Origin of the sequence: Paraburkholderia phenoliruptrix (assembly GCF_047325075.1) — a bacterium.
Taxonomy (GTDB): domain Bacteria; phylum Pseudomonadota; class Gammaproteobacteria; order Burkholderiales; family Burkholderiaceae; genus Paraburkholderia; species Paraburkholderia phenoliruptrix.
This window is the reverse complement of sequence record NZ_CP168530.1, coordinates 1,196,603-1,220,666: the sequence shown is the minus strand read 5'-3', so window position 1 is coordinate 1,220,666 and position 24,064 is coordinate 1,196,603. Positions and strand designations below refer to the sequence as shown.

Here is a 24,064-nt window from a genome sequence, read left to right as displayed (position 1 = left end):
GGCTTCAGGCGGCCTGCTGCTGCGGGCGCGCGGAATCGTCGTAACGCAGGTCGTGACGCAGATGCAGCAGCCTGTAGCCACTCTTATAAACCGGCTGCAGGCGAAACTCGTTTTGCGGCTCGATTTCGAGCAACAGACGCAGCCGCGACACATGGCTGTCGATAGTGCGGGTGAACTCGCGGAATTCGCGGCCCCACACCATCGCGAAAATGTGATCGCGCGACATCACGCGGCCGATGTTCGAGAAGAATAGCGAAGCCAGCCGGTATTGCGTGCCCGACAAGGCGACCGGCTGGCCGCGCAGCATCACGATCTGGCGATGCGTGTCGAAGCGGTACGGCCCCACGTCGAAGCTCGCGGTGCCGAAGCGGTCCGGATAGGCGCGCCGCAAGAGCGCCGTGACGCGCTCTCGGAACTCCGCCGGACGCAGCGGCAGCGCGACGTAGTCGTACGCGCCGTTGACGAACGCGCGCACCATGCTCTCCTCCGACGCTTCCCGCGACACGAAGATCACCGGTAAGCGGTCACCGCCGACCGCGCGCGCCGTTCTCAGCACCTCCGTGCCCGACAGACGGGTGCCGTGCCAGTCCAGCACCAGCAGATCCACGGTGGAACGAGCCAGCGTTTTCGACATGGTCAGGCCGTCGTCATAGCCTGCGCAGGTATGGTCTGCAGCCGTCAGGATTTTCTCAATCGACTGACGCACGACGGGATCGCGTTGGAGAATGGCAATGCGCATGGGATGACTCTTAACAGATGGCGTGGACGCGATTCTCGAAGGCCCACCCGCCCTATCCCATAGGATCAATCCGAATTTAGGCGCGGCTCTGACCGATCCGACCGCCGAATGGCCAACGGACTACAAGCGTCTGCGCAAGCCCCAGCACGGTTTCGTCAAAGCCGCCCAATCCGCGGCGCATGCGGAACTTTCCCAATCTAATTAAGCACTTCCCGAAGCAAATCGCATTGATCCTGTAAAATCGCGGGCTGGCTTCTTTCGTCACGCGCCGCCCTACCCGGTCCGGCGCGCCGGTGTCCCGCGCTCTACCCAGCCGTTGCCACACTTCTCGCCGACGAGCGCCGTTTTTCCACGCCACACGTGGTTTCCCATTCAAGACAACGACATAGCAATGCAAGCGACAAATCTGGGTGGAGCGCAGGCTGTCACCCCACGCCCGCTCGGGCGCAGCGACTATAAAACGCTCGGCCTCGCGGCCTTGGGCGGCGCGCTCGAGTTCTACGACTTCATCATCTTCGTGTTTTTCGCGCCGGCCATCGGCCAGCTGTTTTTCCCGGCGACGATGCCCGACTGGCTGCGCCAGGTGCAGACCTTCGGCATCTTCGCCGCGGGGTATCTGGCGCGCCCGCTCGGCGGCATCATCATGGCGCATTTCGGCGACCTGTTCGGCCGCAAGCGCATGTTCACGCTTTCCGTGCTGCTCATGTCCGTGCCGACGCTGATGATGGGCCTGTTGCCCACCTACGCGAGCATCGGCGTGATGGCGCCGGTCCTGTTGCTGCTGTTTCGCGTGATGCAAGGCGCAGCTGTGGGCGGCGAAGTGCCGGGCGCCTGGGTGTTCGTCTCCGAGCACGTGCCCGAGCGGCACATTGGCTACGCGTGCGGCACGCTGACGGCCGGCCTCACGGCAGGCATTCTGCTCGGCTCGCTGATCGCGTCGGCGGTCAATCGCCACTTCGCGCCCGCCGAGATCGCGGATTACGCGTGGCGCATTCCGTTTCTGATCGGCGGCGTGTTCGGCATGTTCTCGGTCTACCTGCGCCGCTGGCTGCACGAAACGCCGGTGTTCGCCGAACTCAAGCAGCGCAAGGCGATTGCCGCCGAAGTGCCGCTCAAGGCCGTGCTGCGCGATCACGGGCGCGCGGTCATCGTGTCGATGCTGCTCACGTGGATGCTGTCCGCCGCGATCGTCGTCGTGATTCTGATGACGCCGACGCTGCTGCAAAAACAGTTTCACATTGCGCCGGCCACCGCGCTGCTCGCGAACTGCGTCGCGACGTTGTGCCTGACCGTCGGCTGCGTGATGGCGGGCTCGATCGCCGGGCGCGTCGGCGCGGGGCGCACGATCTTCATCGGCGGCCTCGCGCTCGCCGTGACCTACTACGCGATGTTCCAGCAGCTCGCCGCCGACACCTCCACGCTCGTGCCGCTGTACGGCGCGACGGGCTTTCTGGTCGGCGTGATCGGCGCGATTCCGTTCGTGATGGTGAAAGCCTTCCCGCCGGTGGTGCGCTTCTCCGGGATTTCGTTTTCATACAACGTCGCGTATGCGGTGTTCGGCGGACTCACGCCGATCGCCGTTTCGCTGATGATGAAGTCCAATCCGATGGCGCCGCCGCTCTATGTCGGCGCGATCTGCGTGCTCGGCGCGCTGACCACGTTCCTCATCAAGGACGCGCCGACGAAGCGCTGATCCGGCTGTTACGCTCATGACAGAAACGGCGCGCCTTCGGACGCGCCGTTTTCGTTGCTGCCGGCGCCGCACCGCGCCCTTTGTTCCGACATCGACACTTCACGCCGCCCCGAAACATCGAACGCCGGATCGGCCTAGGATGTGTCGCATGAACTCCTTAAACACATCCGCTTCGCCCGCCCTCGGCCGCGTGCTCGCGACCGTCAGCGTGGGCTTCGTCGTCACGCAGCTCGACGTGACTATCGTCAATATCGCGTTGCCGGAAATCGGCGGGAATCTGCACGCGAACGTCGCGGGCCTGCAATGGGTCGTGGACGCCTACACGCTCGCCTTCGCCGTGCTGATGCTGTCGGCCGGCGCGCTCGGCGACCGCTTCGGCGCGCGCCGGCTGTATGCAGCGGGCATGGTGCTGTTCGCGCTGGCCTCGCTCGCGTGCGGCGTGGCGCTCGATGCGCCGATGCTCGTCGCGGCGCGCGCGCTGCAAGGCGTCGGCGCCGCCGCCATGTTGCCGAATTCGCTCGCGCTGCTGAACCAGGCGTATGGACACGATCCCAAACTGCGTGCCCGCGCGGTCGGCCTGTGGACGGCCTCGGGCGCGATCTCCATCGCCGCGGGGCCGGTGGCGGGCGGCCTCCTGATCGCGGCATTCGGCTGGCGCAGCATTTTTCTCGTCAATCTGCCGATTTGCGCGGCGGGCTTTCTGGCGACGCTGCTGTGGATACCGCCCCCGCAAGCGGCCCGCTCCGCCCAGCAGGACGCCGTGAAAGCCGATGCAAGTCCGCGCGGCATCGATCTCGGCGGCCAGTCGCTCGCGATCGTCGCGCTGACCGCCTTCGTCGCCGCAGTGATCGAATGGCGGCCGCTCGGATTGCGCCATCCGCTTGTCGCGGGCGGCTTCGTGCTGGCGGCGCTCGCGGGCGTGGCGTTCGTCGCGGTCGAGGCGCGGGCGCGCGCGCCGATGCTGCCGCTCTCGCTCTTCGGCAAGCGCAGCTTCAGCGCAGCCGTGGTGTTCGGCATCTGCGTGAACATGACCTATTACGGGATGGTGTTCGTGCTCAGCCTGTATCTGCAGCGGGCGCGCGGCTACACGCCGTTGCAGGCCGGCCTCGCGTTTTTGCCGCTGACGGGCGGCTTCCTCGTGTCGAACGTCGCGAGCGGCTGGGTGGTCGGACGCTTCGGCGTGCGTGTGCCGATGATCGCCGGCGCGATCACGGCCGGGCTCGGCTACGGGCTGCTGCATTTCGTCGATGCCGGCACGCCGCTCGTCGGCTTGCTGGTGCCGTTCCTGATGATTCCGTCGGGAATGGGGCTCGCGGTGCCGGCCATGACGACCGCCGTGCTGGCATCGGCGGAGGCGCGGCGCGCGGGCACGGCATCGGCGGTATTGAATACGGCGCGCCAGGCCGGCGGCGCGGTGGGTGTGGCGGCGTTCGGCGCGCTGGCCGGCGGCTCGGCGGCGACGCAGATTGTGGCGGGCATGCAGGCGGCGACCGCCATTTCGGTCGGTCTGCTGGTGTTGGGCGGCGTGATGAGCTGCCTCGTGCATCCGCAGCCGCATTCGTCGGCGCCAGGGCGGCGCCAGGCGGATTCAGTGCGGGTGGGCAATTCGCGGTGAGGCGCGCCGGGATTTGGCGCCCGGCTCCGGCGGCTGGCTTTGACCGTCGCGTGGTCTGCTTGCATTTGCCGATCATGTCGTCGTCTCGACGACGCGCGGCACATCATTTCGCCGCGCCTTTGCTTCCGGCTCACGAAAAAAACGACCCCGGCGGCTTGCGGCCGCGGGGTCGTCAGCGGTACGTCACCCTGGCGCCAGCGCGCCGCAAGCTTGCCTTGCACCACGGCGCACAGTGACGGGCACGCGCTACAGCCGCGCTTCCTGAATCGTGCCGGTCGTGATCGCGGCTTCGATCAACCCTTCGCTTTGCGCCTTGCTGATTGCATCGGCGATCAGTTTTTCCGGCTCTTCGATCTCAGCCTTGATCGTGCCGAGGAATCCGGAGGCATCCAGAATGACCAGCGTTTTCGCGGAATCGGCGAGGCTGATGATCACGCGATGCGGCGTGGGCCCTTCGCCCAGACTCGCGCACAACTGCAGCACCTTGCCGCCAATGGATTGCTCGAAACTTTGAATCATATGTGCTCCCTTGATTGCAGCCGAATACAGCAAGGCAAAACCAGCGGACCGGCGAACGCGCCCTTGCTCAGAGCCCGAGCCCGCCGCGCGGCGCGCGCGCACCGTCGATGCTGATACGTCCCGCGCCGGTTACGAACAGCAGCAGAAAACCGCCGGCAATACCGATGTTTTTCCAGAAATGGATCACCATGTCGCGCTGCAGGGCGGCGTCGGTCACATTCCAGAAATCGTGGCCGAGCACCGCCGTGGCCACCGTATAGACCGCCATGATGAGCGCGAGCGGACGCACCTTGAAGCCGACGATCAGCAAGAGCCCGCCCAATGCCTCGACGGCAGTGGCGATCGGCGCGGCGATCTGCACGAACGGCACGCCCTTCGCATGCAGATAGCCGACAAAACCCGCATAACCCAGCAGTTTCATCACGCCGCCCCACAGGAACAGAACGGCGAGCGCGATACGCGCGATGAGAATAACGCCGGAATCGACGGGACGCGTCATGAGGTGCTCCTGTAGATGAATAAGCAGCAGACCCGGCTGAAAGGCGGCAGTTCCCTGCTTGCCTCCGAGCATAGGTTCATTGCCCGCTCTTTCCAAGGCGGGCAGTCGCTTGCGCGGCCACGAACGACCTGAACGACCCCGCCGACGAAACCCGGCGGCAAAAGCTACGAGCGCGGCGCATCCGGCGCGAGCAACACGCCTTTCGTGAAGACGAAGCAGCCATAGCCGCGCTCTTCGCCCGTCGCAATCACGCAATAGGCTTTGCGCGCGCGCTCATAAAACGCGAAGCGTTCGATGGGCGCAAACGGCACCTCGCGGCCTTCGGCGGCATTGACCTCGATCTGCGCTTCGCGCTGCACTGCGGGAAGGGTATGCGGCTCGCCGACGACTTCCATGCGCGACGCCGGTTGTTCGATGAAGGTGTCGAGCGGCAGCACCGACAGCACCGCGCGGACCGCGCGCGGCGAGCTCACGCCGTCAAGACGCAGCAGCTTGCCGAGCACCGTGGAATGCGCCACGGAATCGCCGGGAAAGTTGGCGTCGCAAATCACGACTTCGTCGCCGTGGCCCATTGAGCGGAGTGCATGCAGGATGTCGGCGTTGAGCAGGGGATCGAGATTTTTTAGCACTGTGTCTCCGTGCAGATTGCTTGCGGTTATTCGAATGGATTGCCTTGATGCCATGCGGCAAACGATTGTAGCAAGCAACGCCGTGCACTTCGGAGATTCAGTGCGCCGCGCACGACGCGCCGGGCACGCGCCGCGCCTTGCCGCGGCAACGCCACCGCAGCCATCCGATCGCCGCGAGCAGCACGAGCCCCGCGCCGCTCAGCACCGGTTCCCGCCACCCGAGCAACGCGGTGAACATGAACGCGCGCGTGCCGGCGAGAAGCGCGAAGCCGGCGATCGCGCCCGAGAGCGCGTCGATGGCGCCCGCGAAGCGCGCGAACCGTGTGGCGGGCGAGTGAGCCGTGACGCTGGCGGGCTCGTGCATGATGATCTCCGTGAACGATGAGCAGTGGCGACGGGGATGGCTGCGACGTCGGTAAGCGGCGGTTGGTCAGGCGCCCGCGGGCACCTGGTCGAGGAAGCCGGTTACCGTCTGCAGACGCCCGTGCGCGTCGACGGTGCCGAAGTCGGAACCCTTGACGAGCGCGTCGCCGGCCGGCGTCAGCAGTTCCCACGAAAAGCGCAGGCGGTTGCCGAACCCGTCGACGTCCGTCGAACGGCGAAACGTGTGGCCGGCAAAGCGCTCCTGCACGGCACGGATCATCGCGTCGATGCCGTCGTGGCCCGAGCCGGCCATCAGCGGGTCGCGGTAGTCGGCATCGCTCGCCCAGGTCGCGGCGATCAGCTCGCGGCGGCGCGCGCCATCGGTCTCGTTCCATGCGTCGAAATAGCGGTCGATCAGATCGGTATGCGCGTTCATTTCCTGCTCCTGTGACTGGATTGAGCGCTACGCTCGGCATCCGGGACGGATGCGGCGGGCTCGGAGTGAAGATTCGCGGTTTGCGCGGCGCCGGTCGATTACGTGAGAGGTAATGGTTGCGCGGCGCGGGTGGCGGGGGGGCGGAATGCGCCGAGATGCCATAACCGGCAACGAGGCTGGGTCACGCAGTCATGCGCGGCGGAGCGCGGTGACGTGCAGCGTGGTGCCCCGGCGCGCGGCCCGCTTTACCTCGCAGGTAATGGATTGCCGCGCGGCGCTTTGGCTATCATCAGCGGCATGAACACACTTTCTCTAGCGCAAGGCGCCCCGTCCGCGCCGCCCACGGCCAGCCGCAGCGTCGGCGATCTGCTGCGCGAATGGCGCCAGCGGCGCCGAATGAGCCAATTGCTGCTCGCCGCCGAAGCCGAGATTTCGACGCGGCATCTGAGCTTCGTCGAATCCGGCCGCGCGATGCCGAGCCGCGAAATGGTGATGCACCTCGCCGAGCGGCTCGACGTGCCGCTGCGCGCGCGCAACGCGCTGCTGATCGCGGCGGGTTACGCGCCGCTCTTTCGCGAACGCCCGCTGTCGGATCCGCAGCTGAGCGCCGCGCGCGAGGCCGTCGAGCTCGTGTTGAAGGGCCACGAGCCGTATCCGGCACTGGCCATCGACCGTCACTGGACCATCGTCGCGACCAACAACGCGCTCTCGCCGCTCGTCGCGGGCGCGAGTCCGGACCTGCTGAAGCCGCCCGTCAACGCGTTGCGGCTCAGCCTGCACCCGGACGGCATTGCCGCGTCGATCGTCAACTGGCACGCATGGCGCGAACATGTGCTCGCCCGGCTGCAACGGCAAATCGACGTGAGCGCCGACGACACGCTTCGCGCCTTGCGCGACGAGCTGGCCGCCTACCCGCCCCCGCCCGGCGCCGAAGTGCCCGACGCCGGCGACAGTCCGCTCAACCAGATCGCCGTGCCGCTGCGGCTGCGCACGCCGCTCGGCGAGCTGTCGTTTTTCAGCACGACGACGGTATTCGGTACGCCCGTCGACGTGACACTCTCGGAACTCGCCATTGAAGCGTTCTTCCCCGCCGACCCGCAAACCGCGGCGGCATTGCGCGAAGCGGCGCAGAGCCAGCCCGTGGGTGGCGCTGGCGAGCAGAGAACAGCGGGGGCTTGAGCGCGCGCTCAGGGACTGCAACGCGGACGGGTCCGGCGCTCGGACGGGCGGCCGATGCCGCCCGTGCGCGTCTGCGCCTGAGTACAGCCGGCGCCTTAACACCGAGCGAGCTGCCGCCCGTCAACCGTCGGCGCCTGAACAGTCGACGCCGCTCACCGCCGAACCCGCCCCATTTCGTCGCAAGCGGCCACCGTCTGCCGCCTCGCCGCCCGTCTGCGCGAATCAGCCCGACGTGCTATCTTTTTCGATTGCATTGCACCTTTCCCCTGCCACAGGACGACGCCCGCGAGCCGCAGGCGCGCGTGAGTCGCCTGCGTACTCATCATGTCCGAACTTTCCACTTCGCTTTCCCGCGCACCCCGCCGCTTTGACCTCAATCCGAAACCGCTTGCCGCGGCGCTTCTGCTGATCGCGCTAGGCGCCGTTTATCTGGCGCAGACGGTCAGCGGCCGCCAGGCCGCACTCTATATAGTCGGCGCGCTGCTCGGCCTGTCGCTTTATCACGCGGCGTTCGGCTTCACGTCGGCCTGGCGCGTATTTATCGCCGATGGCCGCGGCGCCGGGCTGCGCGCGCAAATGCTGATGCTCGCCGTCGGCGTGATCCTGTTTTTCCCGGCGCTGGCGTCCGGCAGCCTGTTCGGGCACCCGGTCGTCGGGCTGGTGGCGCCCGCGGGCACTTCGGTGCTGGTCGGCGCTTTCATGTTCGGCGTCGGCATGCAGCTCGGCGGCGGTTGTGCGTCGGGCACGCTGTACACGGTCGGCGGCGGCAGCACACGGATGATCGTCACCCTCGCGGCATTTGTAACCGGCTCGGTGGTGGCCACGGCGCACATGCCGTTCTGGACCGCGCTGCCGTCGCTCAAGCCGCTTTCGATGGTCAAGACGCTCGGCGCGGGCCCCGCCATTGCGCTGAATCTGGCGATTTTCGCAGCGATCGCGGCGCTGACCGTATTCATCGAGCGACGCCGGCACGGACGCCTCGCCAATGAGCCGGTGCGCCCGCCGCGCGCCTCGCCGTGGCTGCAAGGGCCGTGGCCGCTCTTTGCCGGCGCGATCGCGCTGGTGCTGCTCAATTTCGCGACGCTCGCGCTGTCGGGCCGCCCATGGGGCGTGACTTCGGCGTTCGCGCTGTGGGGCGCGAAGTTTTTTGCGGCGCTGGGCGTGGATGTCGCCAGTTGGCCGTACTGGGCGGCCGGCGCAAATGCGGGTGCGCTCGCCGCGCCTGTTACACATGACGTCACCACGGTCATGGACGTCGGCATCATTCTCGGCGCCATGGCCGCCGCCGCGCTGGCCGGGCGTTACGCGCCCGTCTGGAAAGTGCCGGCGCGCTCGCTGATCGCCGCGGTGGTGGGCGGCCTGCTGCTCGGCTACGGCGCGCGGCTCGCCTACGGCTGTAACATCGGCGCGTACTTCAGCGGCATCGTCTCGGGCAGCCTGCACGGCTGGCTGTGGCTCGCCGCTGCCTTTGCCGGCAACGTGCTCGGCACGCGCCTGCGCCCGGCCTTCGGACTCGAAGTCGAGCGCGTGCGCCGCACCGGTTGCTGATCCTTATCCAAGAAGTTACAAAGTCGCCCCGGTTTGTAACTGGGGCGGCACCGATCCGTTACAAGTTAAATCTGTCCCCAAAGCGCAAAAAGAATGCGGCATTTATTACATAGTCCGCTTTGGCTTTTCCTCTTTGCTCCCTTCAGTCTTATTTACCGGTTGTGCGCACAACCATCTGCTGTTGCGCGGACGATACGCCGAGGGCCCCGCCCGACAAGGGTTTTCACGGGTCAGACAATTCCTAACGAGGCTCGGAAACCCGTCCCGTATGGCCTATTACAGGCCCGTGAAATTCTTACCGAAATTTGATGCATTTTTTCGAGATATTTTTTTGAGAAGGGATTGATTTCTTGTTTTGCCCTTCATACAATTCGTCCCAAGCTGTTACGAAATGTAACGCGATGTATCAAAAGGTCGCCATCTGTATCAAGGGGGCGACTCGTAGCCGAAGGACAACGTTTTCGGCGAGGCACAAGAGACATAACGGCGAAAAGCCGACTTAGTAATTCGGGGCTTCGGAAACAGAGAAAATGGACCGTAGCAGCGAGACGCTGGACTCAATCCGCGAGATTAACCTGTCGTACATCATGCTCGCGCAACGCATGTTGCGTGAGGACAAACCGGTCGGCATGTTCCGGCTGGGCCTGTCGTCGGAACTGGCTGATCTGCTTGCCGGGCTGTCGCTCGCGCAGATCGTCAAGCTGGCCTCTTCCGACCAGCTTTTGTGCTTCTTCCGCTTCAACGACCACTCGATGTTGTCGGCGTTGACGCAAACGACGAAGCACACCGCAGTTGCACCGACTCACGCGGCTATCCTGCTTGCAGGCCAGCCCGCCGAGCAATTTGCCTGATCGAGGTGACTGCGATGCAAAAGCGTAGCCTGACGGAAGACGCACAAGAAGTGTTTCGCGCCATCGCGCTGATCGAACTCGGCGCGCGCATGCAGGTGCTGGAGAGCGAACTGACGCTCTCGCGCGATCGCATGATCCGCCTGTATCGCGAGGTGAAGGGCGTATCGCCGCCCAAGGGCATGCTGCCGTTCTCGGCGGACTGGTACATGACGTGGCTCGCGAACATTCACGCTTCGCTGTTCTACAACACGTACCTGTTCCTCAAGAACGAAGCGCGCTGCTCGCACCTGGACGCGCTGACGAAGGGATACCGGCTGTATCTGGAGCACTGCAAGCACAGCGAAACCGAACCGGTGCTGGACTTGACGCGCGCCTGGACGCTGGTGCGTTTCTTCGACGCCGACATTTTGCAATTGACGAAGTGCTGCCGTTGCACCGGCAAGTTCGTCGCGCATAAGCACGATTTGCAGCATAACGTGGTGTGCGGCGCATGCCAGCCGCCGTCGCGCGCCGGCAAGACAAAGAAGGCCGCAGCGGCTCGTCAGGAAGCCATCGAAGCGACCCAGGTCGCCGAAGCCGCCTGACAGACGACTCGCCTCATTCACGATAAGGGCTGGTCCGCCCGAGTCGTACCGAAGCCTTAATTACCAAGTCCGCGCAGAGCATTGTCTGCGCGGACTTTTTGTTTGCACGGCGCGACAGCTACCCGGCGTGCGCCCGCGCCCACGTGAGTGCCCTAGTCCACCAGCCCCACCGTCTGCACGACGAGCCAGAGGTTCGCCGCGGTAATCACCGCAAAGAGCGTCCACGCGACTACCTTTGTCAACAGCGTATTCGCGAACTCGCCCATCAGCGCCCGGTCGCCTGTCATGCGAATGAGCGGGTACAGTGCGAACGGCAATTGCAGGCTCAACACGACCTGGCTCGCCACGAGCAGCTTGCCGACCGCGCCGTTGCCCATCATCTGCACGCCGATCAGCGCGGGAATCAGCGCGAGCGCGCGCGTGATGAAGCGCCGCTGCCAGCACGGAATCTTCAGCTTCAGGAAGCCTTCCATGATCACCTGGCCCGCCACCGTGCCGGTGAAGGTGGAGCTTTGCCCCGATGCCAGCAGCGTGATGGCGAACAGCACCGCTGCGAAACCGGTGCCGACAATCGGCGCGAGCAGTTTGTAGGCGTCCTCGATTTCGGTGACCTGAGTATGGCCGGTCGCATGAAACGCGGCGGCCGCGAGAATCAGGATCGCCATGTTGATCATCAGCGCGAGCAGCAGCGAGACGATCGTGTCGAGGCGCGACATGCCGATGGCGGAGCCGATGCTCGCGGCATCGCGCTTGACCGCGCGCGTCTGCACGATCGACGAATGCAGGTACAGGTTGTGCGGCATCACGGTCGCGCCGAGAATGCCGATGGCGAGATACAACGGCTCGCGCGCATTGAGCGCCTGCCACGACGGCATCAGCCCTTGCGCGACCGCCGGCCAATGCGGCTTCACCAGGGCCAGTTCGATCACATAACCTATGCCGATGGTCGCAATCAGACCGAGCATGATCGCTTCGAGATCGCGGAAATTCTTGCCCTTCAGGCCGAGCACGATCAACGTATCGAATGCGGTGAGCAGCACGCCTGTCGTCAACGAGCATTTGAAGAGCAGATGAAAAGCGAGCGCGCCGCCGAGCACTTCCGCGAGGTCGCACGCAATGATCGACAGCTCCGCGAGCAGCCATTGAAATCGCGCGACGGCCGGCGAATAACGCGCGCGCGATAACTCAGCGAGGTCGCGCCCGGTGACGATGCCAAGACGCATGCTCAGACATTGCAGCGCCATGGCCGCGAGACTCGCGAGCATGACGACGAACAGCAGGCTATAGCCGTAACGCGAGCCGGCTTCGATGTCGGTCGCCCAGTTGCCCGGGTCCATATAGCCGATCGAAACCAGCAGGCCGGGGCCTGCAAACTGCAAGATCTTCTTCCAGAACGGCGCGCCTTGCGAGACGGCGACCGTGCCTTGCACCTCGGATGGGCAAAAGGGCGCCGTTGCCGTGGTCGGTAGTTTGAACTGCAATCCGGAGTCTCTCGAGGGGAATAAAAGCGCGGTGCAGAGGGGCTGCGCCGCGGACCGCCTCAAGTGTACAAAGAAACTTCCGGCAATGTCCCGCTCAGTGCATAACGGCCGACGTCGCGCACGCGATAGTCGACTGGATCGTGCAGCGTGTGCACGCGCGCGTTGCGCCAGAAGCGGTCCAGTGCGAGCGGTCCGTGCGTGGCGCGCGCGCCGCAGGCGTCGAACAGTTTTTCGCTGACGTCAAGCGCCGCACGGTGCGCGACAATCTTCGCTTCCGACGTGACGAGCGCCACATGTGCACGCGCTTGCGCGGAAAGCGCCGGGCCTTCGCGCCATGCGGCGTCGAGCGCCTGCGCGGCGCGCACCGCCAACGCCTCCGCACTCACCGCCTGAATGCGCATTTCGCCGAAACGCTGGATCAGATAGGGATCGTCGGTTGCTTTCGCCACGCCCGAGTTCAGCCACGGTTTGCCGTATTGCGTGACGTAGGCGCGCGCTTCGTCGAGTGCGCCTTGCGCGATACCCACGAACAGGTTCGTCATGACCTGCTGCGAGACGAGCGTGCGCAAACTCGCGTACGGTGTATCGGCGCGTTGCAGCACTTCGCCGGGCTCGACCCGGACCTGAGTGAAAGACACGCTGCCGCTGTCGGTCTGCCGCTGGCCGATCGGATTCCAGTCTTCGTTAACGGTGATGCCCTCGCGCGTGGTCGGCACCGCTGCAAACACGGCGTTGCCCGAGAGCGGGTCTTGCGCCGAAACCGTCATCATCTGCGAGCCGCGCGTGCCGGAGCAAAAGCCCTTCTGACCATTCAGAAGATAGCCGCCGTCGCCGGTTGCAGTTGCAACGAGACGCGTGTCGAGCGGATTGACCGCATTGCCCCACCACCAGCGTTCCTTCACCGTGCCGCGCAGGTAGCGCTCGCGCTGCTCCACGTTGCCCCACACATGAATGCTCACTTCCTGCAGGAACGTGAAGCCGAGCAGATGCGCAAGCGCGCTGTCGACCTGCGCGATCTTGCGAATGATCTCGTAGATGTCCGGCCACGACGCGCCTTCGCCGCCGAACTCGCGCGGCACGGCGAGCGTGAGCAAGCCGGCGTCGGCGATCCACTGCTTTTCCTGCGCGGCGTGGCCGCCCGCAAGATCGCGTTGCGCAGCGCTCGCATGCAATGCCTCGAGCAGGCCGGCAAGATCGCGCACTGCCGGCGCGGCGGGCGCCTCGCGCGTTTGCAGCGTCGCGGGGTGGCCAGGATCGTTCATGCTGTATCCACGTGTTAGGTGTTGAGGGCGAACAGGCGGTGCAGATGCGACTGACGTGACTGACGTGACTGACGCAAAGCGCACTGGCACCGTCCGGCAGGTTTCATGATAGGCGGTGATGCGCTCGACCGATAGGAGCCGCGGCATTCGTCATGCAAAAGCGCTGCGGGGCGGCCGGCGCGAGATTCCAGATCATGCGCGCAGCGCGCGACATCACGCTCGCTGCGCGAGCCGCCGCACGACGCGGTCGCCCACCAGCTGCACTGTCGTCACGATGGCAATGAGCAGCACGATCACGGTGACCATCACCGTCGTGTCGAAACGCTGATAGCCATAGCGGATCGCCAGATCGCCCAGGCCGCCCGCGCCGACCGCGCCCGCCATCGCGGAAGAGCCGATCATTGCGACTACCGTAATCGTGAAGCCGCCGACAATGCCGGGCAGCGCCTCGGGCAACAGCACATGCCAGATGATGTGCCGGCGCTGCGCACCCATTGCCTGCGCTGCTTCGATCAAGCCTCGGTCCACTTCGCGCAGACTTACCTCGGCCACGCGCGCGAGAAACGGAATCGCGGCAATGCTGAGCGGCACCACGGCCGCCCATACGCCGATGGTCGTGCCGATCAGCAAACGCGTGAGCGGCAGCAGCGCGACGAGCAGAATGATGAACGGCGTCGAGCGGAATGCATTGACGAGCGCGCCGAGCGTGCTGTTCACCGCGCGCTTTTCGAAGATGCCGCCGCGCGTGGTGGTGACCAGCACGAGCGCCAACGGAATGCCGACGAGCGCCGCGATCAGCGCGGATACGCCGACCATCACCACCGTATCGCGTAGCGCACCGACAAGTTCGGACAACCAAAGATCAGACATAGCCCAGTACCTCGACATGATTCGCGTGGCCGCGCGCGCGGTCGAGCAGCGCGGCAACCTGCGCCGCTACGGCGGCATGCCCGCTCGCATGCACCTCGGCGGACACAATGACGCGCCCTTGGGCGTGTCCCTGAATCCGGTCGATGCCGCCATGCACGAAGTTCACGCTGCTGTCCCCGGTGCTCAGCGCACGCGCGAGGGCGGCGAGGTCGGGGTCGCGTTCGGCGTCGCCGGTGAAGCGTACGTCGAGCAGCACGCGGACGTCGGCCTGGCCGATCCCGGCGAGCGGCTTCACGCGCTCGGCAAGATCCGCAGGCAAGTCGTGCACCAGAGTGCGCAACAACGCTCGCGTCGCATCGTGCTGCGGGTCGCCGAATACGCGCCACACAGGACCCGTTTCCACCACGCGCCCGCGCTCGATCACGGCGACCGTATCGCACACCTCACGAATCACCTGCATTTCATGCGTAATCAGCACGACGGTCAGATTCAAGCGCCGGTTGATGTCGCGCAACAGAGCGAGAATCGCTTGCGTTGTTTCGGGATCGAGTGCGGACGTGGCCTCGTCGCAAAGCAGGATGTGCGGGTCCGTAACGAGCGCGCGCGCAATGCCCACACGCTGTTTCTGCCCGCCCGACAGGCTCGCCGGATAAGCATCGCGCTTCGCGGCCAGCCCGACGAGTTCGAGCAGCGCATCAACTTTTTTGTCGATGGCGGCTTTCGGCGCGCCGGCAATCCTGAGCGGCAATGCAATGTTCTCTCGCACCGTCTTCGCCGACAGCAGGTTGAAGTGCTGAAACACCATGCCGATGCGCCGGCGCAGCGCGACCAGCCCGCGTTCGTCGAGTTCGCCGACATTCACGCCGTTCACGGTCACCGCGCCCGAGCTCGGTTTTTCGAGTCCATTGACAAGGCGCAGCAGCGTCGACTTGCCCGCGCCGCTGCGGCCGATGATGCCGAACACCTCGCCGCGCGCGACGTTCAACGTCACGTCCGCGAGCGCCGCGGTCGAAGCGCCGCGTGCGCCGGCAAACACTTTACCCACGTTATCGAAGACGACAGCCGCCTGGGTCGGTGCTGCATTCGAACGCTCATCGACTGTCAGCGACGGCGCGTCCTCAATAAACTGCGGCACGTCGAAAAGAGTGGCCATGGCTTTACTCCCCTCAGGCTTCCACGATTTGCTTGACGCCGTTTTCCAGCGGACGACGATGCCGCGCGCCGGCATGCGCATCCGGCAAACGCGCGCGGCCGGCGCCGAACAGCTTCTCGCGCAGCGTCGGCGCGGGGTCGTAATCTTCCTTGTAGACGCCGCGGCTTTGCAGCTCGGGCACAACCAGATCCACGAAGTCCTCGAACGACTCCGGCATGACCGTGCGGGTCAGATTGAAACCGTCCACGCCGGTCTCTTCGATCCACGACACGAGTTCATCCGCAATTTGCTGCGGCGAGCCGACCACCGGTTTCGCGCGGCCGCCGAGCGTCATCTGCTCCAGCACCTTGCGCTTGGTCCACACGCCGCTCACGCTCTTTTTGGAAATGGCCTCGACCGCGGATTGCATCGACTCCGTCTTCACATACGAGATCGGCTCGTCCAGTTCGTACTGCGAAAAGTCGATACCGGTCGAGCTCGAAAAATGCGCGATGCCGCCTTCGGCACTCGCATAGCGCCGGTATTCTTCGAATTTCTCCTGCGCCGCACGCTCCGTCTCGCCGACCACGACGGTGATGCCCGCGAAAATCTTGATGTCGTCGGGCGCACGCCCAAAGCTCACCGCACGGGCGCGAATGTCCTCGACAATGGAGCGCGTCAACGGCTTGTTCTGCCCGCCGACAAAGACACATTCCGCATGACGTGCCGCAAAATCCACGCCGCGGCTGGAAGAACCCGCCTGGTACAAAACGGGCGTGCGTTGCGGGGAAGGCTCGCTCAGGTGAATTGCGTCGAGCGAATAATAGGGGCCGTCGTGCTTCACGCGATGCACCTTGCCCGGCTGAGTAAAAATACGCGCCGCGCGGTCGCGCACTACGGCATCGTCTTCCCAGCTCTGCTCCCACAGCTTGTAGACCACGTCCATATAGTCGTCGGCGCGATCATAGCGGTCGTCATGACTGATCTGCTGCGCGAGACCCATGCCGCGCGCGGCGCTGTCGAGATAACCCGTCACGATGTTCCAGCCGACGCGGCCCTTCGTGAGGTGATCGAGTGTGGACATGCGGCGCGCGAACAGATACGGCGGCTCGTAAGTGAGATTCGACGTGACGCCGAAGCCGATATGCCGCGTCACGTGCGCCATGGCCGGCACGATGAGCGCCGGATCGTTGATCGGAATCTGCACGGCTTCGCGCAAGGGCGTATCGGGGCCGCCCTCGTACACGTCGTATACGCCGACTATATCCGCGAGAAAAATGCCGTCGAACTTACCGCGTTCCAGCGTTTGCGCAAGACTCGTCCAGTAATCGAGGTCCGTGTAGTGTGCCGAGCGGTCTCGCGGATGCGTCCACAAACCGTGATTGATATGGCCCACCGCGTTCATGTTGAACGCGTTCAGCAGGATCTTTTTCTTCGGCATAAGCTGGCTCCTGTCGTTCGTTCAGCACGAAAAGCCGCCGCTTACCACGCGACTGCGTAGAGATTGCCGAATGCCTTGTCGAGCGCCGCGCGCACGGCCGGCGAATGCTGATAGATCGAGATGAACTTGCGGATACGCGGATCGTTCACGCTTTCGGGGCGCACCACCCATTGGATCGCATAGTTTTTGTTCTCCAGGCCGTCGAACAGCAGTGCGCTATTCGGATCCGTCGTGCCCGCGAGTTTGATGAAGCTCGGGTAGCCTTGCGCAAGGTCGACGTCGTCAAGCGAACGTGCAAGCTGCGAGGCTTCCAGCTGAATGATCTTCAGATGCTTCGGGTTATCGGTAATGTCGAGCGTGGTCGCGCGATAGTCGATGCCCGGCGTCAGCTTGATCAAACCTGCTCGTTGCAACAGCAACAAACCGCGCCCGCCATTCACGGGATCGTTTGCGATCGCCACGGTCGCGCCGTCTTTCAGCTCGTCAAAGCGTTTGATCTTCTTCGAGTACAGACCGATCTTCATGATCGTACCCGGCGCGATGGCGACAAAGTTATAGCCGCCCTGCTTCTTCGCGTTCTCGAGAAACGGAATGTGCTGGAAGTAATTGACGTCGATGTCCTTGTTCGCGAGCGCGGCGTTCGGCGTATTCCAGTCGGTGAATTCGATCACCTTCACATCCAGTCCCTGCTCTTTCGCCTCGCGCACCGCGATCTTGAGTGCCTCGATTTGCGGGCTCGTGGCTGTGCCGATCTTCAGCGTGGGCGCATCCGCTGCCAGTGCCGGCACGGCGGGCAAGGCGAGTGCTAGAGCGAAGGCGCTGAAAAGCGCGAACGCCGGCGCACGGAAAAAGCGCCGCGCGTGAGAAAGAACAATGCGCATGGTGGACTCTTATGGGAAACGTGATGAGGTTCGCGGCGGGCCTGATCGACGGCCTGTGCCAAAGTGCGAATCATCATAGAGGCCACGGTGCCGGCGGGTCTACGAAGGGATTGTTCAAAGGAAAGCGTGAAAAAAGATTTGCCGCATAAAAAAACCGGACCGCGCTTCAGGCGCGATCCGGTTGTGCTTCCACACTCTATGCGGCGATAGCAGCGTTTAGCGCTTTGCCACCTGTTCGGCAGACGCCGCCGCAGAAGCAGGCGCTGCCGCCGGGGAACCCGGAGCCGCCGAACCCACCGCCGTATCCGACGCCGGCATATCGCCCCAGCCGCCGCCGAGCGCGCGAATCAGGTTGACGGTGGCGACTGCCTGCGTGCCCTGCAAGTGGCTCGCCTGCAACTGCGTGCTCAGTACCTGCCGCTCGCCGTCGATCACGTCCAGGTAGCTCACGGCGCCCTCCGTGTACTGCGTGCGCGACAGCCGCGCGGCGCGCTGCGACGCCTGCACCGCGTTGTTCTGCTCGCGCATCTGGTCGTCGAGCAGACGCAGATCGGCCAGGTTGTCCTCGACTTCGCGGAACGCCACGAGGACCTGCTGACGATATTGCGCGACGTCTTCGTCGTAGCGCGCGCGAGCCTGCGCGAGATTCGCCTTGCGCCGGCCGCCGTCGAAGATCGGCACGGTCAACGCGGTTCCGGCCAACGGTCCGAGAATAAACGCGCGGCTCGACCACATGAAGAGATCGCCCAGGGTCGCCGATTCATAACCGAATGCGCCGGTAATGTCGAGCTTCGGGAAGAACGCCGACTTCGCGAGACCCACGCGCGCATTCGCCGCCGCCATTGCGCGCTCGGCTGCCGATACGTCAGGCCTGCGTTCGAGGAGCGCCGAAGGCAAACCCGGCGGCACCCGCACCGTGACCGGCGTGAGCGGCGCTTCGGCGAACGAGAACTCCGCGGGCGGCTTGCCGAGCAGAATCGCGAGACTGTGTTCCGACGCCGCGCGCTGACGTGCGACGCCGACGGCATCGGCGCGCGCGCTCGCGAGTTCATTGCGGGCACGCGACACATCGAGCTCGCTGATATCGCCTTCCTTGAAACGACGCTCGATGAGCTTCAGCGTATCCTCACGCAGCGCCACCGTGCGGCGATACAGGTCCTGGTCGGCGTCGAGCTCGCGCAACTGGAAATAGTTTTGCGCGACGTCGGCCTGCAACGACAACTGCACCGAGCGGAACAGCGCTTCGCTTTGCTGCTCGTCAGCGCGCGACGCGTTCACGTTCGAACCGACCCGTCCGAACAGATCCGCTTCATACGACGCGCCCACCTGTGCGCGCCAGATGGTGCCGGTCGTGCCGCCCACGCTATCCGGCTGCAATTGCGAGGCCGCCGACGCGCGTTCGCGGGTCGGGCCGAAGCCCGCGTCGAACTTGGGGAACCAGTCCGACCTGGCTGCCCGCGTCACCGCACGCGCCTGCTGCACGCGCGCGGCTGCCGCCTTCAGGTCCTGATTCGCAGCGGCCGCCTGCTCTTCCAGCGCGTCGAGTTGCGGGTCGCCGAAAATCTTCCACCATTGCCCGCGATGCGCGTCGTCGGCGGGTTGCGCGGTCTTCCACGTGCCGGTGTCCTGAGCCGAAGGAGCCGCCCCCGCCGCGCCAGCCGACGCGCCCGAAGCCGCTGCCGGCGCTTCCTTGAACGCGGCCGGCGTATCCACTTCAGGACGCTTGTAGGTAGGCTCCACCGAGCACGCGGCGACGAGCGCAAGCAGCAAACCGCTGGCTGCCGCACGGCCCCATCCACTCAAAATCTCAAAGCGTTTCATTGTTGTTCTCTCCTCAGGCGTCCGTGACCGGCGCGCCAATACGCGGCGCGTCCTTTTGCGCGACATGAATCGTCCCGCCTGCCAACGTACGCAGCACCACATAGAACACCGGCGTCAACATGAGCCCGAACAGGGTCACGCCCAGCATGCCGAAGAACACCGCGACACCCATTGCATGACGCATTTCCGAACCGGCGCCGGTCGACAGTACGAGCGGCACGACACCCATGATGAATGCGATCGACGTCATCAGAATCGGCCGCAGGCGCAAGCGGCTTGCTTCAATCGCTGCCGAGAGCGGCGTGTGCCCGTCGTGCTCCAGCTCGCGAGCAAACTCGACGATCAGAATCGCGTTCTTCGCGGACAGCCCCACCAGCACCATCAAGCCGATTTGCGTGAAGATGTTGTTGTCGCCGCCGGTGAGCCACACGCCCGCCAGCGCGGACAGCACGCTCATCGGCACGATCAGGATCACGGCGAGCGGCAACGTCAGGCTTTCATACAGCGCGGCCAGCACGAGGAACACGAGCAGCACGCTGATCGGGAACACCCACAGGCCCGCATTGCCGGCGAGAATCTGCTGATACGTCAGGTCGGTCCATTCGAGCTTCACGCCGCGCGGCAGCACCTGCGCCGCCACGCGCTCGGCCGCAGCCTGCGCCTGGCCCGACGAGTAGCCCGGCGCCGGTCCACCGTTAATGTCGGCCGCTGTATAGCCGTTGTAACGCACCACCATCTCGGGACCATACGTCGGCGTGACCGTGACGAGCGACGACAACGGCACCATGTCGCCAGCGGAATTGCGCGTCTTCAGTTGCAGGATGTCGTCGGCGCGTTGACGGAACGGCGCATCCGCCTGCACCCGCACCTGATACACGCGGCCAAAGCGGTTGAAGTCGTTCACATACAGCGAGCCGAGGTAGATCTGCATCGTGTTGAAGACGTCGGTGACCGGCACGCCGAGCTGCTTGGCCTTCACGCGATCGAGATCCACGTTCAGCTGCGGCACGTTGATCTGGTAGCTCGAGAAGGTCGGGCCAAGTTCAGGCGTTTGCGCCGCTTTCTTCACGAATGCTTCCGCAGCCTTGTTCAATTCCGCGTAACCGAGCGCGCCGTGATCCTCCAATTGCATCTTGAAGCCGCCGAGCGTACCGAGACCGAGCACCGGCGGCGGCGGGAACACCGCGACGAACGAGTCCTTGATCGCGCCATACTGCTGATTCAACGCGCCCGCAATCGCGCCCGCCGAGAGCTTGCGGTCGCCGCGCTCCTTGAACGGCTTGAGCGTGACGAACACGATGCCCGCGCTGGAACTGTTGGTGAAGCCGTTCACCGACAAGCCGGGGAACGCCACCGCGCTTTCCACGCCCTTCTGCTTCAGCGCAATCGCGCTCATGTCGCGGATGACCTTTTCCGTGCGATCGAGCGACGCGCCGTTCGGCAGTTGCGCGAACGCAATCAGATACTCCTTGTCCTGCGCGGGCACGAAGCCGCCCGGCACGATGCGCGCCAGCAACACGGTTGCGCCGACAAGAATGGCGTACACCGCGAGCATCGCGCCCTTGCGGCGCAGCACGCCCGTCACGCCGCGGCCATAGCCCTCCGAGCCGCGATGGAACACCTTGTTGAAGCCCTTGAAAAAGCGGCCCAGCACGCGGTTCATCACACGCGTCAAGAAGTCTTCCTTCGCGCCGTGGCTGCGCAGCAGCATGGCGGACAATGCCGGCGACAGCGTCAGCGAATTGAACGCCGAGATCACCGTGGAGATCGCGATGGTCATCGCGAACTGCTTGTAGAACTGGCCGGTGAGACCCGTCATGAACGCGAGCGGCACGAACACGGCGACGAGCGTGAGCGCAATGGCGATAATCGGCCCGCTCACTTCCTGCATCGCCTTATACGTTGCATCGCGCGCACTCAGCCCGTTTTCGATGTTCCGCTCGACGTTCTCCACCACGACGATCGCATCGTCCACCACGATCCCGATGGCCAGCACCATGCCGAACAGCGACAGCGCATTGATCGAGAAACCGAACGCGAGCAGCAGCGAGAACGTCCCCACAATCGACACAGGCACCGCGATCAACGGAATGATCGACGCGCGCCACGTCTGCAGGAACACGATCACGACGATCACCACCAGCGCGATGGCTTCGAGCAGCGTATGCACGACCGCCTCGATGCTCGAACGCACGAACTGCGTCGGGTCATAGACGATGCGGTATTCGACGCCCGCGGGCATGTCCTGCGCGAGCTCCTTCATCGCCGAGCGGACTTCGTCGGAAATCGCGAGCGAGTTGGCGCCGGGCGCCTGGTTGATGGCGAGCGCAACCGCCGGCTTGTTGTCGAGCAGCGAACGCAGGCCGTATTCCGACGCCGCGAGTTCAATGCGCGCGATGTCGCGCAGATACGTCACGCCGCCGTCGGGCGCAGTCTTCACGATGATGTTGCCGAATTCGCCTTCCGTCCTCAAACGGCCGCGCGCATTCACCGACAACTGCAACTGCGTGCCCGGCACCGAAGGCGATGCGCCGATCACACCGGCTGCCACCTGGATGTTCTGCTCGCGAATGGCATTAACCACTTCGGTCGCCGTCAGACCGCGTTGCGCGACCTTCTGCGGATCGAGCCACACACGCATCGCGTAGTCGCCCGAACCCCACAACTGCACCTGGCCCACGCCCTGAATACGCGCGAGACGATCCTTCACGTTCAGCAGCGCGTAGTTGCGCAGATACGTCATGTCGTAACGATCGTTCGGCGAGATCAGGTGGACCACCATGGTGAGCGTCGGCGAGCTCTTGATGGTCGTCACACCGAGCCGTTGCACGTCTTCCGGCAGACGCGGCAGCGCCTGGTTCACGCGGTTCTGCACGAGCTGCGTGGCGAGGTCCGGGTTGGTGCCGAGCTTGAAGGTCACCGTCAGCGTGAGATTGCCGTCGCTATTGGCCTGCGACTGCATGTACAGCATGTTCTCGACGCCGTTGATCTGCTCTTCGAGCGGCGAAGCGACCGCTTCCGCGATCACTTTCGGATTGGCGCCCGGATATTGCGCGTGCACCACGACCGACGGCGGCACCACTTCGGGGTACTCGGAAATCGGCAGCTTGAAGAGCGAAATCACGCCCGCCAGCAGCACCAATACCGATAGCACGCCCGCGAAGATCGGCCTGTCGATGAAGAATTTGGATATGTTCATTGGAAGCTCTTGATGTTTGGAGCAAGCGGTTGGAACATGCGCCGCGCACTCAATGGCGCGCCGGCAACGCTCACGAGTTCTTGTCCGCTTTGGCGCGCGCCTGCGCGAGCGACGCGCTGTTCGGGTCCTGATCGGTCGTCATGGGCACCATGTGCGCGCGCACCGCGTCGCCCGGCCGCACGCGCTGAACGCCGTTGACGACGATGCGGTCGCCCGCTTTCAGGCCGCTCTTCACGACGCGCAGATTGCCCTGCATGTCGCCCACCGAGATCTCGCGGTAGGCGACATGATTGTTGTGGTCGACCACCAGTACGAACTTCTTGTCCTGGTCGGTGCCCACGGCGGCGTCGTCGATCAGGAGCGCGGGATGCGGTTCGCTGCCGCCCACTTTCACGCGGGCATAGAGGCCAGGAATGAGCGTGCCGTCCTGGTTGTCGAAACGCGCGCGCACCCGGATGGTGCCCGATGACGTATCCAGACGGTTGTCCACCGACTCGATGGTGCCGCTGCGCGAGTAGCCGGCTTCATCGGCGAGACCGAGTTCGACCGGCACCTTGCTGCCGTCTTTCGCGCGACGCAGATACTGCAGATACGTTTGTTCGTCGGCGTCGAACGATGCGTAGATCGGCGAAACCGACACGAGGGTGGTAAGCGGCGCCGAACCTGCACCCGCCGACACCACGTTACCCACCGTGATCTCGGCGCGCGACACGCGGCCCGACACGGGCGCCACGATCTTCGTGTAGCCGAGATTGATGCGCGCGGTTTCGAGCGCGGCTTGCGCGGCCTTCAGGTTCGCGCTCGCTTCGCGCGCGGCGTTCTGCTTCTCGTCGTAGTCGCGCTTGGCGATGGCGTTGTCGGCGATCAGGCGTTGCGCGCGCTCCCAGTCGCTTTGCGTGTAGCCGGTACGCGCCTGCGCGGCCGCGAGCTGCGCTTCGGCACGGTCCACTTCAGCCGCGTACGGACGCGGGTCGATCACGAACAGCGTGTCGCCCTTCTTCACGAGCGCGCCGTCCTTGAAGTTGACGGACACGATCGTGCCGGACACCTGCGGACGGACGTCCACTTTTTCCACCGCTTCGAGACGGCCGGAATAACTTTGCCAGTCGGTAATCGTCTTTTGCACCACCGTGGCGACATCCACTTCAGGCACGATGGTCGGCGCGGCAGGCGAGCTTGCGTCCACGCGAATAGCGCCGAAGGTGCCGAGGCCGGCAAGGACGATCACGGCGAGCGCGGCAACCGCCACGCGGCGACGGGAAAGAGGAAGGATGGTCATGTGTAGCTCCCGGTATTGTTAATTAAAGTTCTGCTCGTTTCTG

The 24,064-nt window shown here is 64.7% G+C and carries 21 protein-coding genes; 6 read left to right on the top strand and 15 right to left on the bottom strand.

The window, feature by feature from the left end:
• Positions 1–4: 4 nt before the first annotated feature.
• Positions 5–739: a response regulator transcription factor gene (locus ACEN8U_RS05425; protein WP_310108351.1), complete on the bottom strand. Its 735-nt coding sequence runs from the start codon at positions 737–739 to the stop codon at positions 5–7.
• A gap of 391 nt (positions 740–1,130) precedes the next feature.
• Here ACEN8U_RS05425 and ACEN8U_RS05420 point away from each other — a divergent pair, with 391 nt between their 5' ends.
• On the top strand, positions 1,131–2,432 hold the full coding sequence (locus ACEN8U_RS05420) for an MFS transporter (protein WP_310108353.1): 1,302 nt from the start codon (positions 1,131–1,133) through the stop codon (positions 2,430–2,432).
• A gap of 139 nt (positions 2,433–2,571) precedes the next feature.
• Complete coding sequence (locus tag ACEN8U_RS05415; protein WP_310108355.1) at positions 2,572–4,047, top strand: MFS transporter; 1,476 nt, start codon at positions 2,572–2,574, stop codon at positions 4,045–4,047.
• A 246-nt stretch (positions 4,048–4,293) separates the two neighbouring features.
• Here ACEN8U_RS05415 and ACEN8U_RS05410 read toward each other — a convergent pair whose 3' ends face one another.
• From ACEN8U_RS05410 to ACEN8U_RS05390, 5 genes are all read right to left on the bottom strand, one after another.
• Positions 4,294–4,566, bottom strand: a complete 273-nt coding sequence (locus ACEN8U_RS05410) for a hypothetical protein (RefSeq protein ID WP_014972163.1) — start codon at positions 4,564–4,566, stop codon at positions 4,294–4,296.
• 67 nt (positions 4,567–4,633) lie between these two features.
• A complete protein-coding gene (locus ACEN8U_RS05405) occupies positions 4,634–5,065 on the bottom strand; it encodes a DoxX family protein (protein ID WP_310108356.1) in 432 nt (143 codons plus the stop codon).
• 164 nt (positions 5,066–5,229) lie between these two features.
• Positions 5,230–5,694 (bottom strand): RbsD/FucU family protein, encoded by a 465-nt coding sequence (locus ACEN8U_RS05400; RefSeq protein ID WP_013590636.1) that lies wholly within the window; start codon positions 5,692–5,694, stop codon positions 5,230–5,232.
• A gap of 97 nt (positions 5,695–5,791) precedes the next feature.
• Positions 5,792–6,058 (bottom strand): hypothetical protein, encoded by a 267-nt coding sequence (locus tag ACEN8U_RS05395; protein ID WP_310108358.1) that lies wholly within the window; start codon positions 6,056–6,058, stop codon positions 5,792–5,794.
• Positions 6,059–6,124: 66 nt separating this feature from the next.
• Entirely contained in the window at positions 6,125–6,493 is a 369-nt protein-coding gene (locus ACEN8U_RS05390) for a nuclear transport factor 2 family protein (protein WP_013590638.1), read from the bottom strand.
• Positions 6,494–6,790: 297 nt separating this feature from the next.
• On the opposite strand from ACEN8U_RS05390, the gene ACEN8U_RS05385 reads away from it, so the two are divergent.
• From ACEN8U_RS05385 to flhC, 4 genes are all read left to right on the top strand, one after another.
• Positions 6,791–7,672: a helix-turn-helix transcriptional regulator gene (locus ACEN8U_RS05385; protein ID WP_310108360.1), complete on the top strand. Its 882-nt coding sequence runs from the start codon at positions 6,791–6,793 to the stop codon at positions 7,670–7,672.
• 324 nt (positions 7,673–7,996) lie between these two features.
• Positions 7,997–9,220, top strand: a complete 1,224-nt coding sequence (locus tag ACEN8U_RS05380; protein WP_310108362.1) for a YeeE/YedE family protein — start codon at positions 7,997–7,999, stop codon at positions 9,218–9,220.
• A 530-nt stretch (positions 9,221–9,750) separates the two neighbouring features.
• Complete coding sequence (gene flhD / locus ACEN8U_RS05375; RefSeq protein WP_006052742.1) at positions 9,751–10,071, top strand: flagellar transcriptional regulator FlhD; 321 nt, start codon at positions 9,751–9,753, stop codon at positions 10,069–10,071.
• 14 nt (positions 10,072–10,085) lie between these two features.
• Positions 10,086–10,655 (top strand): flagellar transcriptional regulator FlhC, encoded by a 570-nt coding sequence (flhC, locus tag ACEN8U_RS05370; RefSeq protein ID WP_013342731.1) that lies wholly within the window; start codon positions 10,086–10,088, stop codon positions 10,653–10,655.
• A gap of 152 nt (positions 10,656–10,807) precedes the next feature.
• Here the strand turns inward: flhC and ACEN8U_RS05365 are convergent, their stop codons facing one another.
• The 9 genes from ACEN8U_RS05365 to ACEN8U_RS05325 form a co-directional block, all read right to left on the bottom strand.
• Positions 10,808–12,136, bottom strand: a complete 1,329-nt coding sequence (locus ACEN8U_RS05365; protein ID WP_310108364.1) for an Nramp family divalent metal transporter — start codon at positions 12,134–12,136, stop codon at positions 10,808–10,810.
• 59 nt (positions 12,137–12,195) lie between these two features.
• Positions 12,196–13,398 (bottom strand): acyl-CoA dehydrogenase family protein, encoded by a 1,203-nt coding sequence (locus tag ACEN8U_RS05360; protein WP_310108365.1) that lies wholly within the window; start codon positions 13,396–13,398, stop codon positions 12,196–12,198.
• A 213-nt stretch (positions 13,399–13,611) separates the two neighbouring features.
• The gene (locus tag ACEN8U_RS05355; RefSeq protein ID WP_310108367.1) at positions 13,612–14,268 is read right to left on the bottom strand and encodes a methionine ABC transporter permease; all 657 of its coding nucleotides are present in this window, start codon (positions 14,266–14,268) and stop codon (positions 13,612–13,614) included.
• Complete coding sequence (locus ACEN8U_RS05350; protein WP_310108369.1) at positions 14,261–15,421, bottom strand: methionine ABC transporter ATP-binding protein; 1,161 nt, start codon at positions 15,419–15,421, stop codon at positions 14,261–14,263. Before ACEN8U_RS05350 ends, ACEN8U_RS05355 begins: the two co-directional genes overlap by 8 nt.
• Positions 15,422–15,434: 13 nt before the next feature.
• Entirely contained in the window at positions 15,435–16,841 is a 1,407-nt protein-coding gene (locus tag ACEN8U_RS05345) for an LLM class flavin-dependent oxidoreductase (protein WP_310108371.1), read from the bottom strand.
• Positions 16,842–16,882: 41 nt separating this feature from the next.
• Positions 16,883–17,722, bottom strand: a complete 840-nt coding sequence (locus ACEN8U_RS05340) for a MetQ/NlpA family ABC transporter substrate-binding protein (protein WP_013590646.1) — start codon at positions 17,720–17,722, stop codon at positions 16,883–16,885.
• Positions 17,723–17,938: 216 nt separating this feature from the next.
• Positions 17,939–19,543 (bottom strand): efflux transporter outer membrane subunit, encoded by a 1,605-nt coding sequence (locus ACEN8U_RS05335; protein WP_014972174.1) that lies wholly within the window; start codon positions 19,541–19,543, stop codon positions 17,939–17,941.
• A gap of 13 nt (positions 19,544–19,556) precedes the next feature.
• On the bottom strand, positions 19,557–22,742 hold the full coding sequence (locus ACEN8U_RS05330) for an efflux RND transporter permease subunit (protein WP_013590648.1): 3,186 nt from the start codon (positions 22,740–22,742) through the stop codon (positions 19,557–19,559).
• 70 nt (positions 22,743–22,812) lie between these two features.
• Entirely contained in the window at positions 22,813–24,021 is a 1,209-nt protein-coding gene (locus tag ACEN8U_RS05325; RefSeq protein ID WP_310108373.1) for an efflux RND transporter periplasmic adaptor subunit, read from the bottom strand.
• Positions 24,022–24,064: the final 43 nt, after the last annotated feature.

Coding starts and splice junctions, on each gene's coding strand:
- ACEN8U_RS05425 (WP_310108351.1), bottom strand. CDS start 739: ATGCGCATTGCCATTCTCCAACGCGATCCCGTCGTGCGTCAGTCGATT.
- ACEN8U_RS05420 (WP_310108353.1), top strand. CDS start 1,131: ATGCAAGCGACAAATCTGGGTGGAGCGCAGGCTGTCACCCCACGCCCG.
- ACEN8U_RS05415 (WP_310108355.1), top strand. CDS start 2,572: ATGTGTCGCATGAACTCCTTAAACACATCCGCTTCGCCCGCCCTCGGC.
- ACEN8U_RS05410 (WP_014972163.1), bottom strand. CDS start 4,566: ATGATTCAAAGTTTCGAGCAATCCATTGGCGGCAAGGTGCTGCAGTTG.
- ACEN8U_RS05405 (WP_310108356.1), bottom strand. CDS start 5,065: ATGACGCGTCCCGTCGATTCCGGCGTTATTCTCATCGCGCGTATCGCG.
- ACEN8U_RS05395 (WP_310108358.1), bottom strand. CDS start 6,058: ATGCACGAGCCCGCCAGCGTCACGGCTCACTCGCCCGCCACACGGTTC.
- ACEN8U_RS05390 (WP_013590638.1), bottom strand. CDS start 6,493: ATGAACGCGCATACCGATCTGATCGACCGCTATTTCGACGCATGGAAC.
- ACEN8U_RS05385 (WP_310108360.1), top strand. CDS start 6,791: ATGAACACACTTTCTCTAGCGCAAGGCGCCCCGTCCGCGCCGCCCACG.
- ACEN8U_RS05380 (WP_310108362.1), top strand. CDS start 7,997: ATGTCCGAACTTTCCACTTCGCTTTCCCGCGCACCCCGCCGCTTTGAC.
- flhD (WP_006052742.1), top strand. CDS start 9,751: ATGGACCGTAGCAGCGAGACGCTGGACTCAATCCGCGAGATTAACCTG.
- flhC (WP_013342731.1), top strand. CDS start 10,086: ATGCAAAAGCGTAGCCTGACGGAAGACGCACAAGAAGTGTTTCGCGCC.
- ACEN8U_RS05360 (WP_310108365.1), bottom strand. CDS start 13,398: ATGAACGATCCTGGCCACCCCGCGACGCTGCAAACGCGCGAGGCGCCC.
- ACEN8U_RS05355 (WP_310108367.1), bottom strand. CDS start 14,268: ATGTCTGATCTTTGGTTGTCCGAACTTGTCGGTGCGCTACGCGATACG.
- ACEN8U_RS05350 (WP_310108369.1), bottom strand. CDS start 15,421: ATGGCCACTCTTTTCGACGTGCCGCAGTTTATTGAGGACGCGCCGTCG.
- ACEN8U_RS05345 (WP_310108371.1), bottom strand. CDS start 16,841: ATGCCGAAGAAAAAGATCCTGCTGAACGCGTTCAACATGAACGCGGTG.
- ACEN8U_RS05340 (WP_013590646.1), bottom strand. CDS start 17,722: ATGCGCATTGTTCTTTCTCACGCGCGGCGCTTTTTCCGTGCGCCGGCG.
- ACEN8U_RS05335 (WP_014972174.1), bottom strand. CDS start 19,543: ATGAAACGCTTTGAGATTTTGAGTGGATGGGGCCGTGCGGCAGCCAGC.
- ACEN8U_RS05330 (WP_013590648.1), bottom strand. CDS start 22,742: ATGAACATATCCAAATTCTTCATCGACAGGCCGATCTTCGCGGGCGTG.
- ACEN8U_RS05325 (WP_310108373.1), bottom strand. CDS start 24,021: ATGACCATCCTTCCTCTTTCCCGTCGCCGCGTGGCGGTTGCCGCGCTC.